We start from the raw sequence: 15,381 nt of genomic DNA, 5'->3' as shown, positions 1-15,381 counted from the left end.
GCTCAGGCGACGCCGAGGTATGCGTCCTTGATCGCGGGGTCGGCCAGCAGGTCGGCCCCGGTGCCCGACCGGACGATCCGCCCGGACTCCAGCACGTAGGCCCGGTGGGCGCGCGACAGCGCCTGCTGGGCGTTCTGCTCGACCAGCAGCACGGTCACGCCCTGCTGGTTGATCTCGGAGATGATCCGGAAGATCTGCGCGATGAACTGCGGCGCCAGCCCCATCGAGGGCTCGTCGAGCAGCAGCAGCCGCGGCTTGGCCATCAGCGCCCGGCCGATCGCGAGCATCTGCTGTTCACCACCGGACAGGGTCCCGCCGACCTGGGAGCGGCGCTCGGCGAGCCGCGGGAAGAGCTCGAAGACCCGGTCGAACTCCGCCGGCAGCTCCTTGCGGTCCCGACGTGTGTAGGCCCCCATGTCCAGGTTCTCCATGACCGTCATACCCGGGAAGATCCCGCGCCCCTCCGGTGCCTGGCTGATCCCGCGGACGACCCGCAGGTCGGCGCGCAGGGCGCTGATGTCGTCGCCGTCGAAGGTGATCGAGCCGGACGACAGTGGGCGCAGCCCGGACACGACGCGCATGGTGGTGGTCTTCCCGGCACCGTTCGCGCCGATCAGGGTCACCACCTCGCCCTCGTTCACGGTCAGCGAGATCTCGTGCAGGGCCTGGATGCGCCCGTAGTGCGCACCCACCCCGGTCATCTCAAGCAGAGCCATCGTCGGGAACCCCCAGGTAGGCGGCGATCACGGCCGGGTTCTCCCGGATCTCGGCAGGCAGTCCCTCCGCGATCTTGCGGCCGAACTCGAGCACCACGATGCGGTCGGTCACGCCCATGACCAGCCGCATGTCGTGCTCGATGAGCAGGACGGTGTACCCGTCGTCGCGGATGGTGCGGATGAGCCCCATCAGGTCGTCCTTCTCCGCCGGGTTGAAGCCGGCGGCCGGCTCGTCCAGACAGAGCAGCTTCGGCTCGGTGGCGAGCGCGCGGGCGATCTCCAGGCGCCGCTGGTAGCCGTAGGGCAGGTTGCGGGCCTTCTCCGCGGCGCGGTCGGCGATGCCGACGAACTCCAGCAGCGCCATCGCCTTCTCGATCGCCTCCCGCTCCTCGCGCAGGTGGCGGGGGGAACGGACGAGGGCGCCGAGCACGCTCGTCCGGTGCCGGGCGTCGGTGCCGACGACGACGTTCTCCAACGCCGTCATCTCGCCGAACAGGCGGATGTTCTGGAAGGTGCGGGCGATGCCGAGCCGGGTGATCTGGAACCGTTGCCGGCGCCCGAGCGGGGCGCCCTCCAGCAGCACCCGGCCCGAGGTGGGTCGGTAGACCCCGGTGAGCGCGTTGAAGCAGGTGGTCTTCCCCGCGCCGTTCGGGCCGATCAGCCCGAGGATCTCCCCGCGGCGGATGTCGAAGGAGACGCCGTCGAGGGCGACGAGGCCGCCGAAGCGCATCCCCACGTCCTCCATCGACAGCAGCGTGTCCCCGACGTCGACGGCGATGTCCCGATCCGGGGCGACGACCTCGGCGACCGCCGCCTCGTGCTCCGCCCGTTCCTGCGGTGTCATCCGGGCGACCTCGGCGACGATTCCGCCCTCGGCCGGTTCCTGGTCCGGGGCGCTCACCGGACCGGCCCCGAGTTCGCGGTGCCCGCGGTCATGGGGTCGTCGGCGGCCACCTGGTCGGGCCGCCCGACGAGGCGCCGGTAGGCCTCGCGGCCGTAGGTGAGCAGCCGCTGACGGGCACCGAGCAGGCCCTGCGGCCGGAACGCCATGAGCACGATGAGCGCAACTCCGAAGATCAGGTACTTGTAGCCCGCCAGCTCGACGAACCGGTTCGGGATGTAGGACACGATGAACGCGCCGACCACGGCACCGACCTTGTTGCCGGACCCGCCGAGCACCACCGCGGCGAGGAACAGCACCGAGGTCGGGACGTCGAACTTCTGGTTGTTCACGAACCCGACCTGGCCCGCGAACAGGGCCCCGGACAGGCCGCCGATGGCCGCGCCGATGACGAAGGCCCACAGCTTGAACTGCACGGTCGGGACGCCCATGATCTGCGCGGCGTCCTCGTCCTCGCGGATCGCGATCCATGCGCGGCCGACCCGGCTGCGCTCCAGGTTCCCGACCAGCACCAGGATCACGATGGTGATCGTGACGACCAGCCAGTACCAGCTGGTGCCGTTGGAGTTGGAGAACAGCGGCTGGCCCGCGGAGTCGGTGCCCGGCGGGCGCCCGACGCCCTGGAAGCCGACCTGGCCCTTGAGCGGGCCCACGATCGTCGCCAGCAGTCGGATGATCTCGCCGAACCCGAGGGTGACGATCGCGAGGTAGTCCCCGCGCAGCCGGAGCGTCGGCCCGCCGAGCAACAGGCCCGCGAGCATCGTGACGATCATGGCCAGCGGCAGCGTCCACAGGTACGGGATGTGCCAGACGACCGAGTCGGGGCTGGTGAACAGAGCGGCGACGTAGGCGCCGACCGCGAAGAAGCCGACATAGCCGAGGTCGAGCAGACCGGCCTGGCCGACCACGACGTTCAGCCCGATCGCCAGCAGCGCGAAGCGGGCCGCGTCGAACAGGGCGATCGGGAAGTTGGTGCCCGGCTCGGTGGTGATCAGCGGCGGGTTGAGCACCGGCAGCGCGTAGATCAGGGCGACGACCGGGAGCAGCCACAGCCACTGCTGCCAGCGGGGCAAGTCGTTCCAGCGGTCGCGCAGGCCGCGGAGGCCGGACGCGCGTGTCGGAGCGGACGCGGGAGTGGGCGGACTCGTCATACCCGGGCCCTCCCCAGCGACTCGCCGAGAATGCCGGTCGGCCGGATCATGAGGATCCCGACCAGCACGACGAACGCGACGACGTCGGTCCACTGCGCGTTGCCGAGCAAGGTCTGGCCGTAGTTGCCGATCACCCCGAGCAGCAGCCCGCCGAGCAGTGCGCCGCGGATGTTGCCGATCCCGCCGAGCACCGCTGCGGCGAAGGCCTTGATGCCGAGGATGAAGCCGCCGTTGTACTGGACGCCCGCGGGCACCTTCATGACGTAGAACAGCGCCGCCGCGCCGGCCAGGATGCCGCCGATGAGGAAGGTCAGGACGATGACGCGCTCGCGGTTGACCCCCATCAGCGTCGCGGTGTCCGGGTCCTGGGCGACGGCCCGCAGGCCGCGTCCGAGCCGGGACCGGTTCACGAACTGGTCCACGACGACCATCAGGGCGATCGCGGCGACGAAGATGACGATCTGCTGGCTGTCGACCGGGGCCCCGAAGATCGTGAAGACGACCTCGGGCCGGAACATGATCAGTGCGGGCTCCGGGTTGGGCCCGCGCCAGGCGAAGATCAGGTACTGCAGTGCGAAGGACGCGCCGATGGCGGTGATGAGGAACGCGAGCCGGGGGGCGTTCCGACGTCGCAGCGGCCGGTAGGCGATGCGTTCGAGCAGGACCGCCACGATCCCGGCGGCGACCATCGCGACCAGCATCGCGAGTATCAGGTCGGCGACCAGGGCGATCGGTGAGAGGTCGGGGGAGGACGGGCCGAAACCGAGCGCGGCGAGGGTGAAGAACAGGGCGTAGGCCCCGACGATGAACACTTCCGAGTGGGCGAAGTTGATCAGTTGCAGGACGCCGTAGACCATCGTGTAGCCCATGGCGATGAGCGCGTAGATCGCGCCGTAGGCCAGGCCGTCGACGGTGTTGGCCCAGAACTGGTCGGCGAGGGCGCCGACGTCGAAGCGGATCCAGTCCGGGCCCTGGGCGAGCACCGGTCCGATGGATGTCAGGAGCACGGGGGTTCCTCACGTGCGTGGGCGTGCCCGCCTGCCCCGGCCGTCGCGGTGGCGACGGCGGCGGGGCGGGCGGGCACGGTCGGAACTGCGGGATCTGCGCGTCCGGCCGGGGCCCGCGGCCGGTCGGGCCGGCTCAGTTGCCGATCTCTCCCACGTAGACGATCTTTCCGTTCTCGACCTTGTAGCCGTAGACGGCCGTGGTGGCGAGCTCGCCGGTGGAGTCCCACTTGAACTGCTTGGACAGGCCGGCGCCGTCGTAGCCCTTGACGAAGTTCTTCACCGCGGCACGGTCGGTCGCACCGGAGTCGATCGCCTTGAGGAGGATGGTCGCCGAGTCGTAGCCCTCCAGCGAGTAGGTGCCGGGGGCGGCACCGTTGCTGACGGTCTTGTAGGCGTCGGCGAACTCCGGGATCAGCTCACCCGGGGTGCAGGGGCAGGTGAAGAACGCGTTGTTGGACGCGTCGCCCGCGAGCTGGACGAACTGGTCGTCCTTGACGCCGTCCGGGCCGAGGAACACGCCCGTGAAGCCGCGGTTGGACAGCTGCTGGTCCAGCGGGGCGCCCTCGGCGTAGTAGCCGGAGTAGAACACCGCCTGGGGTTGGGCCGAGACGACCTTCGAGACGACGGCCGAGAAGTCCTTCTGGCCGGTGGTGACCTTGTCCTGGCAGCTTGCGTCGATGCCGGTGGCCTGCAGTGCCTGGTTGGTCGCCGCGGCCAGGCCGACGCCGTAGTCGGAGTCGTCCTGGATGACGCAGACCTTCTTCGCGCCCAGCTTGCCGGCCATGAACTTGGCCGCGGCCGGTCCCTGCACGTTGTCGTTGGCCAGCGCCCGGAAGAACGTGGTCCAGCCGTTCTTGGTCAGCGCCGGGTTCGTCGCCGACGGGGTCAGGTGGACCAGGCCCGCCTGCTCGAAGATGCCGCCGGTCGCCTTGGACTCACCGGAGAACGGCAGGCCGATGACGCCGATGATCGGCTGCTCGCTCGCGACCTGGGTGACGATGCCCGGCGCCTTGTCCGGGGTGCCCTCGGTGTCGAACCGCTTGAGCTGCACCTGGCAGCCCGGGTTCGCCTTGTTGTGCTGGTCGATGGCCAGCTGCACGCCGTTGACGATGTTGACGCCCAGCTGTGCGTTGCTACCGGTCAGTGCACCGGCGTACGCGAGCGTGGTGGTCGGTGCGCACTGTGCGCTGCCGTCGCCCGCCGGGTTCGCGGCGTTCGCCGGAACGGGCAGCGTCGCGACGGCGGGAATGTCCGGGCGGTTGCCCTGCTGCTCGCCACCGCCGCCCTGCCCGCCGCCACCTTGACCGGCGGCGCAGCCCGACAGCGTGAGTGCGAGTGCGACACCGCCTGCGACGGCGATGGTGCGCCCCCGCCTACCGGCGCCCTTGAGTCGTGATCCGAACACGTCGGCCCTCCTGCTCGACCGCTCCCCCCGAAAGAGCCGGTCTCCGTACGCCTGCGCCCGTCGGACGAGGTCGGTCGGAAACTAGCCCCCGAATTGCGCGCCAGGAAAGCGGTTGCGCAGTGCTCTTAACCGAAGCGTGACACGCGGAAGAAGTGGCCAGGAAGAAGGGATTCGATTCGCCGGAGGACTTCGTTACGACGGGCGGGGTGTCGCGCTCCCGGCGGGTGGGCGCGTGTCGCGGTGCAGGCAGGTCAGCTTCGCGGTGCAGACGCGGCGGCCCTCGTCGTCGACGAGGACGATCTCGCTGGTCGAGGTGGACCGCCCGATGTGGACCGGCCGGGCGGTGCCGGTGACCCAGCCCGAGGTGGCCGAACGGTGGTGGGTGCAGGCCAGCTCCAGCCCGACCGGGAACCGTTCGGGCAGCGCGTGCATCGCGGACAGGGTGGACCCGAGGGTCTCGGCGAGCACGCCGCTGGCGCCGCCGTGCAGCAGCCCGTAGGGCTGACGGTTGCCCGCGACCGGCATGCGGCCGACGACCTCGTCGAGGCCGACCGCGAGGATCTCGATGCCCATCCGGTCGTTGAGCTGTTCCAGGGCGTACTCGGAGCTCAGCTCCGGCAGCTGGTCGGGGGTGATCGGCACCCGTCGACCTTACGTCGGCCCGTGGCCGCGGACGACGGGGCCGCCGCGGGTGTCCCGGGGTGCGCGGACGGTGCCGCCCGGCCGTGCGGGCCTCGTCACACGGGAGGCGTGCGGCGGCGTGCATGCTTGTCCGTGCGGACCCGTTCACCGATCTTGGTCGGTGAGACGCCGACCGAGGGAGACCCTATGGCGAACGACAGCAGGCCGACCGCGGCCCAGGCGTGGCAGATGATGCTGGAGGGCAACGGCCGTTGGCAGCGCGACGAGCGCGAGGACCCGCGTCGGTCCGCCGAGGAGCGCGCCGCCGCGGTGGCGGGTCAGACCCCGGCCGCGATGATCCTGTCCTGCTCGGACTCGCGGGTGCCCGCCGAGCTGGTGTTCGACCTGGGCCTGGGGGACCTGTTCGTCGTCCGGACCGCGGGCCAGGTCGTCGACGACGCCGTGCTCGGCACGCTGGCGTTCGGCGCCGGGGCGCTGGGCATCCCGCTGCTGGTGGTGCTCGGCCACTCCCAGTGCGGTGCGGTGAAGGCGGCCGTGTCGGTCGCCTCCGGGCAGCCCGCGCCGGCGCCGTCGACGCTGGGCGCCCTGGTCGGCGACATCGTCCCGGTGTGCGAGGGCTCCGGTGAGGCCGCCGTGGCCGGCGCGGTCGACGCGAACGTGCGCCGGGTGGTCGCCCAGCTGACGGCCGACCCGTCGCTGTCGGGGGCGGTCTGCAACCCGCGTTCCGCAGTTGATGGGCACATGAGCGGGGTCCGCGGGGAGTAAGGCCTGGTCAGCGTGCTGCGCCTGCGTGAGAGTGCTCGAAAACGTGGGCACACGTTTTGGCGGGTTGAGGCTTGTGTGAGCTGCCCGGAGTGTGATCGGCTGCGGTCATGTATCTGCGGACGACCGAGCGGCGGAACAAGGACGGCTCGGTCGTGCGCTACCTGGCCCTGGCCCACAACCAACGCGTCGGTGCCACCACGAAGGCGAACGTGCTGCTCAACCTCGGCCGGGAGGACCGCCTGGACCCCGACGGGCTGCGCCGGCTGGTCCGCTCGATCAACCGCTACCTGGGCGAACCCGGCACCGACGCCGGCACGGACGCCGCTGAGTCCGCGGGCGCCGGTACCGCGGCCGAGGGGCTGCGGTTGATCGCCTCCCGCCCGGCCGGGGCGGCGTGGTTGCTGAACGGGCTGTGGAAGGCCCTGGACGTCGAGGCCGCCCTGCGCAAGGTGCTGGGTGGGCGCCGGTTCACCACCGATGTCGAGCGGGTGCTGTTCGCGCTGGTGGCGAACCGGGCGATCGACCCGTCCTCGAAGCTGGCCGCGGCCGAGTGGGTCGGCCACGACGTGGCGATCCCCGGCCTGGACGCGCTCAGCGAGGATCAGGCGTATCGGGCGATGGACCTGCTGATCGAGGCCGACACCGACGCGAAGGTGCAGGAGGCGGTGTTCTTCGCGGTCGCGGACCTGCTCAACCTCGAGGTCGACCTGCTGTTCTTCGACACGACCAGCACCTACTTCGAGCGCGACACCGAGGACCCCGACCCCGCCGAGGGCACCGACAGCAGCACCGACAGCAGCGTCGACGGATCAGACGCAGTGGCAAGCCCAGGCGGCCCGGGCGGGTTCCGGCGCTACGGGCACTCCAAGGACCACCGCCGGGACCTGCCGCAGATCGTCATCGGGCTGGCCGTCACCCGGGAAGGCATCCCGGTCCGGTGCTGGTGCTGGCCCGGCAACACCAACGACCAGGCGATCCTGCCGCAGGTCAAGGACGACCTACGGGGGTGGCGACTGGGCCGCGTGGTCACCGTGGTCGACCGCGGGTTCTCCTCCCGGGACAACCTGGCCTACCTTCAGCGCGCGGGCGGGCACTACATCGCCGGCGAACGGATGCGCGACGGCAGCCCGCACGCCGCCCAGGCACTGTCCCGCCAGGGCCGCTACCAGCAGGTTCGGGACAACCTGCGCGTCAAGGAAGTCCGGATCGACTCCACCCCCGGCGTCCGGTGGATCATCTGCCACAACCCCGACGAGGCCGAACGCGACCAGGCCGCCCGCGAAGCCGCGATCGCCAGGATCTCCGCCGAGCTCGACCGCATCGCGTCCGCCCGCACCCGAGCCCGCGAGGCCGCCCGCACCCGCCGCGCCGCCACCACAACCAGCAAGGCCGCGTGGCGGCACGCCGCCCGGGCCGCCGAACGTGAGGAGGCCGCGCACGTCAAGGCCGAATGCGCGCTGCGTGAACACCCGGCCCTGGGCCGGTGGCTGCGCCAGACACCGTCCGGGCGGCTGCAACTGGACCGGACCAAGATCGCCGCCGAAGCGAAGCTGGACGGGAAGTACCTGCTGTCCACCTCCGACCCGGACCTCTCGGCCGAGGACGTCGCCCTGGGCTACAAGAACCTGCTGGAGGCCGAGCGCGGGTTCCGCGACTTGAAATCCACCATCGAGCTGCGGCCGGTGTTCCACCGCCTCGAACTCCGCATCCGCGCCCACGTCCTGCTCTGCTGGCTGGCGCTGCTGCTGATCCGGGTCGCCGAACGCCGCACCGGCCGCACCTGGCGCACCATCTCCCGCGAGCTGGGCCGGCTGCACACGATCACCCTCACCGGCCCGGCCGGCACCGTCGTGCAGACCACCGAGCTCACCACCACCCAGGCCGGCATTCTTCGGGCCTGCGGGGTCACCCCACCACCCCGGATCACCACCCTCGACCCCGCCTAACCAGCCCAAACAGCGCCAACAGGCACCGCGGCGGGCATGGACACACGCCCACCCCGCTCCCACACCAGCGGTCCTGCAGGTCAACCCCCGAATTCAGCCCTCACATCTGCCCACGAACTGCGGAATCCGGGTGCAACCACCACCTCACGATCGTCGGCGCCCGCTACGACCTGGAGACCGGCGCGGTCCTGGAGGTCTGACGACCCGGCCGACCCTGACGACCGACTTGGCCGACCCGGCCGGCTCAGCCCGGTCGGTGGGTCACGAGGATCGCGGTGCCGGGGAACAGCGCGCCGCGCAGCGGCGACCACTGCCCCCACACCCGCTCGTGGCCCTCCGGCCACTCCGGCTCGACCAGGTCGTCGAGCACCAGCCCGGCGGCGACGACGTCGCGCACCCGGTCGCCGAGGGTGCGGTGGTGCTCGACGTAGGTGGCCCGGCCGTCGCCGTCGACCTCCAGGTACGGGGTCCGGTCGAAGTAGGACTGGACGACGGTGAGCCCCTGCTCGCCGGGGTCGTCGGGGAAGACCCAGCGCATCGGGTGGTTCACCGCGAACACCCAGCGCCCACCGGGTCGCAGCACCCGGGCCACCTCCCGCATGACCCGACCCGGGTCCGCGACGAAGGGGATCGCCCCGAACGCCGAGCAGGCGTGGTCGAAGGTGGCGTCGGCGAACGGCAGGTGCTCGGCGCCGGCCTGCACGAGCGGCACGGGCAGTCCGAGCGCGGCGTTGAGCCGGGCCGCGTGCCGCAGCATCCCGCCGGAGACGTCGAGCGCCACCGGGCGCGCTCCGCGGCGGGCGAGCCACCGGCTGCACGAGGCCGAGCCGGCACCGACCTCCAGCACCCGCTTCCCGACGAGGTCGGCGGGCGGGCCCAGCAGGCCGGCCTCGTCCTCGTGCAGGTTCTCCGGGCACCAGACGAACGCCTCGTCGCCGATGTCGGAACCGTGCTCGGCCAGGTAGTCGTCGGCGTCGGTGTCCCACCAGCGGCGCCCGGCCGCCTCGGACTCGGCGCTGCCGACGCGGCGCCGGGCGACGCCCGTGGTGCCCACGGCGTCCTCGGCGGAGAAGTACTCGTCGCGGCTGCTCATGACCACCCGATCGTCGCAAGCGCGGGTGGTCCCGCAGATGGCGGACCCGCATTGCCGGGGGGTTCACGGGCCGCGTAGCATTCTTTCCGCACCGTGGTCAACGTGTCGGCCGACCGCGCGGCGCCACTCCAGCGCCGGTCTCGCGGACGTCCGTGCACCGATGTTCCCGACCACGGGAATCGACGCCAGAGGGTGACTGTTACAACGTCACAGCTACACGTACCAGAACCGGGGCGCACTGCTGCAGCAGAGCCGACCGGGCCGACCATGCCAGAGAAATCCATCGGAGCACCTCACTACATGTCCACCGACACCACCGCCGCCCCGACCACGCCGCAGGTCGCTATCAACGACATCGGGTCGGAGGAGGACTTCCTCGCCGCCATCGACCAGACGATCAAGTACTTCAACGATGGCGACATCGTCGAGGGCACCATCGTCAAGGTCGACCGCGACGAGGTCCTGCTCGACATCGGCTACAAGACCGAGGGCGTCATCCCCTCGCGCGAGCTGTCGATCAAGCACGACGTCGATCCCGCCGAGGTCGTCGAGGTCGGCGAGTTCGTCGAGGCCCTCGTCCTCCAGAAGGAGGACAAGGAGGGCCGGCTGATCCTGTCCAAGAAGCGCGCGCAGTACGAGCGCGCCTGGGGCACGATCGAGGCGCTCAAGGAGGCCGACGAGCCGGTCGAGGGCACCGTCATCGAGGTCGTCAAGGGCGGCCTGATCCTGGACATCGGGCTCCGCGGCTTCCTCCCGGCCTCGCTGGTCGAGATGCGCCGCGTGCGCGACCTGCAGCCGTACGTCGGCCGCAAGATCGAGGCCAAGATCATCGAGCTGGACAAGAACCGCAACAACGTGGTCCTGTCCCGCCGCGCCTGGCTCGAGCAGACCCAGTCCGAGGTCCGCAGCGAGTTCCTCAACCAGCTGCAGCGCGGTCAGGTCCGCAAGGGCGTCGTCTCCTCGGTGGTCAACTTCGGTGCGTTCGTCGACCTGGGCGGGGTCGACGGTCTGGTGCACGTCTCCGAGCTGTCCTGGAAGCACATCGACCACCCGAGCGAGGTCGTCGAGGTCGGCCAGGAGGTCACCGTCGAGGTTCTCGACGTCGACCTGGACCGCGAGCGCGTCTCCCTGTCGCTGAAGGCGACCCAGGAGGACCCGTGGCGGCTCTACGCCCGGACCCACGCGATCGGCCAGATCGTGCCGGGCAAGGTCACCAAGCTCGTCCCGTTCGGCGCGTTCGTCCGCGTCGAGGAGGGCATCGAGGGCCTGGTCCACATCTCCGAGCTGGCCGAGCGCCACGTCGAGATCCCCGAGCAGGTCGTCCAGGTCGGCGACGACGCGATGGTCAAGGTCATCGACATCGACCTCGACCGCCGTCGCATCTCGCTGTCGCTGAAGCAGGCCAACGAGGGCATGACGGTCGACACCGAGTTCGACCCGACCCGCTACGGCATGGCCGCCGAGTACGACGACCAGGGGAACTACATCTACCCCGAGGGCTTCGACGTCGACTCCGGCGACTGGAAGGAAGGCTTCGACGAGGCCCGCGCGGCCTGGGAGAAGCAGTACGCCGAGGCGCAGGCCCGCTACGAGCAGCACATGGCGCAGATCCGCAAGGCCGCCGAGGCCGAGGCGGAGGGCGGCAACGACATCGCGCCGGCGAACTACTCCTCCGGCGGCGACGACGACCGTCCGGCCGCCGGCAGCAGTGGCGGTGGCCAGGCCGAGTCGGGTGGCTCGCTCGCCAGCGACGAGCAGCTCGCCGCACTGCGCGAGAAGCTCTCCGGCGGGGCCTGACAGCCCCCTGCCGGTCCCACCCCGGACCGGCGCCAGCACCACACCGGGCCCCGGTGACCGTCACGGTCACCGGGGCCCGGCCCGTTTCACGGCGGCCCTACGGCGCGCGGTGGACACCGGTTCATCTCGCTCGGCGTGTCAGGGTGGACACGCATGGTGGAGATCACGGTTCGGCTGCGGTTGATCACGGCGCGCGCACCCGCTCTGAGTCGATCTTCGGGTCGGCCTAGATTGGATGCATGGTCGGCCGTACCGTCCGCCGGACGCGTTCCGGCGAGCTCCTGTCCCACACCCGCCCGTCCCGGCGTCGCGGACGGTCCGCGCTCGCGGGGATCCTGCTGACCGCGGTGCTCGCCGGGTGCGGCACGGCGTCCGGGGACACCGGGATCGCGGTCCCGACGTTCCCGGCCGAGCAGTCCGGCGCCGCCCAGGCCGGGCGGGGACCGGTCCCGATCGCGCTGCCCACCGACTGTGCGCAGCTGATGGACCCCGAGCAGGCCGGCGCGCTGTTCGGCCAGGTACTGGGGTCGGTGTCGGTCCAGTCGGTCCGCGGCGTCCCCGAGGCGGCGGTCAACCGCACCGAGCGCACCGCCTGCACCTACCGGGCGGGCGGCCAGACCCAGGCCTTCGGCGGGGCGCGCAACTCGGGCCCGGTGCTGTTCCAGCTCAACATCGGCCGCTACACCGACGCCGCGTCCGCGGCGCGGCAGTGGCAGCTCAACACCAACGCCGAGCGGGGCTCGGCCACCGCGTCGCGCGACATCACCGTGGGCTCGGTCCCCGGCGTCCTCGTCGAGCGGCCGGACGAGACCACCCTGGCGCTGGTCTACGGCGTCGACACGCTGACGTTCATCCTGCCGGTGGCGGCTCCGGGGCAGACCCGGTCCGCGGCCGAGACCCTGCCCGACCTGGCCCAGCGCATCATCCCGGCGTTGACGCCGACCCAGCCGCCGTCCGCGCGGCCGACCCCCACCACGCGCCGCCCGCGGCGCCCGCCCCGCAGGCCGGCGACGGCGCCGCGGGCAGCGCGCGCGGCACCACCTGAGCGCCACCCGGGGTACCCGGTGCGGCCCGCTACGGTGATCACGTGCTGCGGACAGGGCTGACCGGCGGAATCGGTGCGGGCAAGTCGACGGTCGCGACGCGGCTGGTCGAACGCGGGGCGGTGCTGGTCGACTCCGACGTCATCGCCCGCGAGGTCGTCGAACCGGGCACCGAGGGACTGGCGGCGATCGTCGAGGCGTTCGGGCGGGACGTCCTCGACGCCGACGGCCGCCTCGACCGGCCTGCTCTCGCCGCTCTCGTCTTCGCCGACGCCGCGGCCCGGCGCACCCTCGACGGCATCGTGCACCCGCTCGTGCGGGCCCGGTCCGACGAGATCGTCGCCGCCGCCGCGCCGGACGCGATCGTCGTGCAGGACATCCCGCTGCTCGTCGAGGGCGGGATGGCCCCGGCCTTCCCGCTGGTCGTCGTGGTGGGGGTGGACGCCGAGGAGCGGGTCCGGCGGCTGGTGTCCGCGCGGGGGATGGCCGAGCAGGACGCCCGGGCCCGGATCGCCGCCCAGGCCACCGACGAGCAGCGTCGCGCCGTCGCCGACGTCTGGCTGGACAACTCGGGCGACCCGGAGGACACCCGCCGCCGGGTGGACGCGCTGTGGGACGGGCGGCTCACCGGGTTCGAGGAGAACCTGCGGACCGGCCGCCCGGCCGTGGACGGGTCGCCCCTGCTCGTCGAGCACGGCCCGGACTGGGCGGCCCAGGCCCGCCGGCTCGCCGAGCGGGTCGCGGTCGCCGCGGGCGGTCCCGGCCGCGGGGTGGAGCACATCGGGTCGACGGCCGTCCCGGGGCTCCCGGCCCGCGACGTCCTCGACCTACAGCTCGCGATCGTGTCCCCGGCCGACGCCGACCGGATCACCGATGCCCTGGTCACGGCCGGGTTCCCGGTCGACGCCGCCGCCCCGGGCGGCGACGCGGGCACGGTGCGGGTGCACCGCTCGGCCGACCCGGGACGGGCCGCGGTGCTGGCCGTGCGGGTGCACGGCTCGCCCGCGTGGCAGCACGCGGTCGAGCTGCGGGACCGGCTGCGTGCCGACGCGACCGCCCGTACCGACTACGCCGCGCACAAGCGCGCCGCGGCGGAGCGGCACGCCGACGACGCGGACCCACGTCACTACCGTGCGTGCACGGCGGAGTGGCGCTCTGATCCGGACGAGTGACCAGATCGGGATGCAGATCACGCGGAACGTGACGATCGGATCGCGCCGGGCCGTTTCTGTAACGCCGCACGCTCGTTGGTCGATCAGGCGGGGCAGAGGGTGCTCCTGCCCGGATCGGCGGCGGTACCTGCGGGTACCCGCCGATCGGACAGGGCACCACGGTGATCGGCACCGGGCCGCAGGGCCCGGTGACGGCGACGAGAGGACACGGGGTTGAGCACAGTGGCCCAGCGTTTCGGGGCGGACGGCGAGTTCGCCGAGCCCGAGCGCGCGCCCGCGTTCCCCCACACGGACCAGTACGGCGGTGTGTCGGAACCCGGCGAGCCGGGCGCGGCCGACCGCGACGCATGGACCGGCGCCGACTACGGAGCCGAGTACGGCGCCGAGTACGAGGCCCCGCCGATCAGCGGCGCCGTCGTCCAGCAGCACCGGACGCTCCCGCACGGCGAGCTCCGCGCGGACTTCGGGGCGCACCTGGAGACCCACTACCCGCGCCTGGTCGCGCAGCTCTACGCGATCACGCTCAACCCGTACGACGCACACGACGCGGTGCAGGACGCCTACTCGCGTGCCTGGCGCCGCTGGGCCGCGCTGCGTGCCGAACCCGCGGGCCCGGACCACGAGGACGCCGCCGTCGGCTGGGTCCGACGGGTCGCGATCCGCACGTCGATGCGGCCGCGGATCCTGCGTCGCCGTCGCAGGCCGGCCCCGGAGGAGACCGACCCGCGCACCGGGGCGCTCCTGGAGGCGCTCGGGCGGCTCGCGCCCGTCGACCGCAGGGCCGTGGTGCTGCACCACATGGCGGGCCTGTCGACCGGCGCGGTCGCCGCGCTCGAGCGGGTCACCGTGCACGAGGTGCGGCGCCGGCTCGTCCGCGGTCGCGAGGTCGTGACCGAGGGCATGGCCGAGGTGCTGGAGGAGATCATCGGACCGGCGGGTGGCGCGGTCGGGGGACCGCCGCCGGGTCACCGGACGCCGCAGTACGACCTGCGTGGCGGATACCCACCCGCCACCGAGGGGGGACGGGCATGAACGGGTTCGCCGACATCGACCGGGAGTTCCACCGGCTCGACGACGTCCTGGCGGCGGCCGTGCCGCTGCCGGCCGTCGACGACGTGATCTCCCGCGCCGCCGGTGCGCGCCGGGCCACGTCGGCCGCGGCCGCGGCGGTGCTCACCGTCGGGTCACTGGGCGGGATCACCGCCGTCGCGACCGCGACCGCGCCCGACGGCAGCTTCGTCGGCCCGCCCTTCGCCATCGCCGCGCCGCAGGCGACCGGCCCGAGTCCGGACCCCGTCGAGACCGGTGCGCCGGGTGGCGCGGCCGCCGGCGGGGACGGCCTCCCGCCGGCGTTCGACCCGACCGTCGCGGCGACCCAGGGTGGCGCGCTGCCCGGTGGTGGCGGCTCGCCCGTCGTCCCCGCGCCCGGTTCGGCGCCCGCGCCCGGAACCCCCGGTGCGCCCGTGGTCCCGCCGCCGTTCACCGGTGGCCAGCCGACCCCGTCGCAGCCCACCACCCCGCCGGAGCCGACCGACGAGGGCTCGCCCGAGCCGACGACGCCTCCGCCGGCCACGACGAAGCCGCCGGTGACGACCACACCTCCGCCGGTCACCACGACGCCGCCGACCTCGACGCCGGAGCCGACCGACGAGGGCACCCCGGAGCCGACGACGACCAACCCGGCCCCGACGACGTCCAACTCGGCCGCGCCGACCACCACCGCGTCGTCCGACCCGACCACGA

At 72.5% G+C, this 15,381-nt stretch carries 13 protein-coding genes and 1 pseudogene; 7 read left to right on the top strand and 7 right to left on the bottom strand.

The features are described from left to right. Window positions 1–2 precede the first annotated feature (2 nt). The 6 genes from KPL59_RS00280 to KPL59_RS00255 form a co-directional block, all read right to left on the bottom strand. A complete protein-coding gene (locus KPL59_RS00280) occupies window positions 3–716 on the bottom strand; it encodes an ABC transporter ATP-binding protein (RefSeq protein WP_149662354.1) in 714 nt (237 codons plus the stop codon). Further along, window positions 703–1,617: an ABC transporter ATP-binding protein gene (locus KPL59_RS00275; protein WP_226359535.1), complete on the bottom strand. Its 915-nt coding sequence runs from the start codon at window positions 1,615–1,617 to the stop codon at window positions 703–705. The genes KPL59_RS00280 and KPL59_RS00275 overlap by 14 nt, the downstream gene beginning before the upstream one ends. Beyond that, complete coding sequence (locus KPL59_RS00270; protein ID WP_226359534.1) at window positions 1,614–2,768, bottom strand: branched-chain amino acid ABC transporter permease; 1,155 nt, start codon at window positions 2,766–2,768, stop codon at window positions 1,614–1,616. Before KPL59_RS00270 ends, KPL59_RS00275 begins: the two co-directional genes overlap by 4 nt. Further along, window positions 2,765–3,775, bottom strand: coding sequence for a branched-chain amino acid ABC transporter permease (locus tag KPL59_RS00265; RefSeq protein ID WP_149662352.1), 1,011 nt, complete (start codon window positions 3,773–3,775; stop codon window positions 2,765–2,767). The genes KPL59_RS00270 and KPL59_RS00265 overlap by 4 nt, the downstream gene beginning before the upstream one ends. Window positions 3,776–3,908: 133 nt before the next feature. After that, window positions 3,909–5,135 carry a branched-chain amino acid ABC transporter substrate-binding protein gene (locus KPL59_RS00260; RefSeq protein ID WP_374111583.1) on the bottom strand — a complete coding sequence of 409 codons (1,227 nt, stop codon included), beginning with the start codon at window positions 5,133–5,135 and terminating at the stop codon, window positions 3,909–3,911. 237 nt (window positions 5,136–5,372) lie between these two features. Continuing rightward, complete coding sequence (locus tag KPL59_RS00255) at window positions 5,373–5,822, bottom strand: PaaI family thioesterase (protein ID WP_226359532.1); 450 nt, start codon at window positions 5,820–5,822, stop codon at window positions 5,373–5,375. A 186-nt stretch (window positions 5,823–6,008) separates the two neighbouring features. Here KPL59_RS00255 and KPL59_RS00250 point away from each other — a divergent pair, with 186 nt between their 5' ends. Both KPL59_RS00250 and KPL59_RS00245 read left to right on the top strand, forming a co-directional pair. Continuing rightward, the gene (locus tag KPL59_RS00250) at window positions 6,009–6,587 is read left to right on the top strand and encodes a carbonic anhydrase (protein ID WP_226359531.1); all 579 of its coding nucleotides are present in this window, start codon (window positions 6,009–6,011) and stop codon (window positions 6,585–6,587) included. 107 nt (window positions 6,588–6,694) lie between these two features. Next, window positions 6,695–8,533 carry an IS1634 family transposase gene (locus KPL59_RS00245; protein ID WP_226359530.1) on the top strand — a complete coding sequence of 613 codons (1,839 nt, stop codon included), beginning with the start codon at window positions 6,695–6,697 and terminating at the stop codon, window positions 8,531–8,533. Between the two features lie 244 nt (window positions 8,534–8,777). Here the strand turns inward: KPL59_RS00245 and KPL59_RS00240 are convergent, their stop codons facing one another. Further along, window positions 8,778–9,626: a class I SAM-dependent methyltransferase gene (locus KPL59_RS00240; RefSeq protein ID WP_226359529.1), complete on the bottom strand. Its 849-nt coding sequence runs from the start codon at window positions 9,624–9,626 to the stop codon at window positions 8,778–8,780. A 300-nt stretch (window positions 9,627–9,926) separates the two neighbouring features. On the opposite strand from KPL59_RS00240, the gene rpsA reads away from it, so the two are divergent. From rpsA to KPL59_RS00215, 5 genes and pseudogenes are all read left to right on the top strand, one after another. Continuing rightward, on the top strand, window positions 9,927–11,423 hold the full coding sequence (gene rpsA / locus KPL59_RS00235) for a 30S ribosomal protein S1 (protein WP_020622849.1): 1,497 nt from the start codon (window positions 9,927–9,929) through the stop codon (window positions 11,421–11,423). A 239-nt stretch (window positions 11,424–11,662) separates the two neighbouring features. Beyond that, the gene (locus KPL59_RS00230; RefSeq protein ID WP_226359528.1) at window positions 11,663–12,529 is read left to right on the top strand and encodes a hypothetical protein; all 867 of its coding nucleotides are present in this window, start codon (window positions 11,663–11,665) and stop codon (window positions 12,527–12,529) included. Beyond that, a complete protein-coding gene (gene coaE, locus KPL59_RS00225) occupies window positions 12,511–13,638 on the top strand; it encodes a dephospho-CoA kinase (protein ID WP_226359527.1) in 1,128 nt (375 codons plus the stop codon). The genes KPL59_RS00230 and coaE overlap by 19 nt, the downstream gene beginning before the upstream one ends. Before the next feature lie 222 nt (window positions 13,639–13,860). Next, complete coding sequence (locus tag KPL59_RS00220; RefSeq protein WP_226359775.1) at window positions 13,861–14,670, top strand: RNA polymerase sigma factor; 810 nt, start codon at window positions 13,861–13,863, stop codon at window positions 14,668–14,670. Beyond that, a pseudogene (locus KPL59_RS00215) lies at window positions 14,667–15,381 on the top strand (hypothetical protein); the annotation flags it as partial. The gene KPL59_RS00220 and the pseudogene KPL59_RS00215, both read left to right, overlap by 4 nt.

This window comes from Pseudonocardia sp. ICBG1142 (assembly GCF_020496255.1).
In the GTDB taxonomy this organism is placed as follows: domain Bacteria; phylum Actinomycetota; class Actinomycetes; order Mycobacteriales; family Pseudonocardiaceae; genus Pseudonocardia.
The sequence above is the reverse complement of the archived record's forward strand: the minus strand, read 5'-3'. Positions and strand labels throughout refer to the sequence as shown.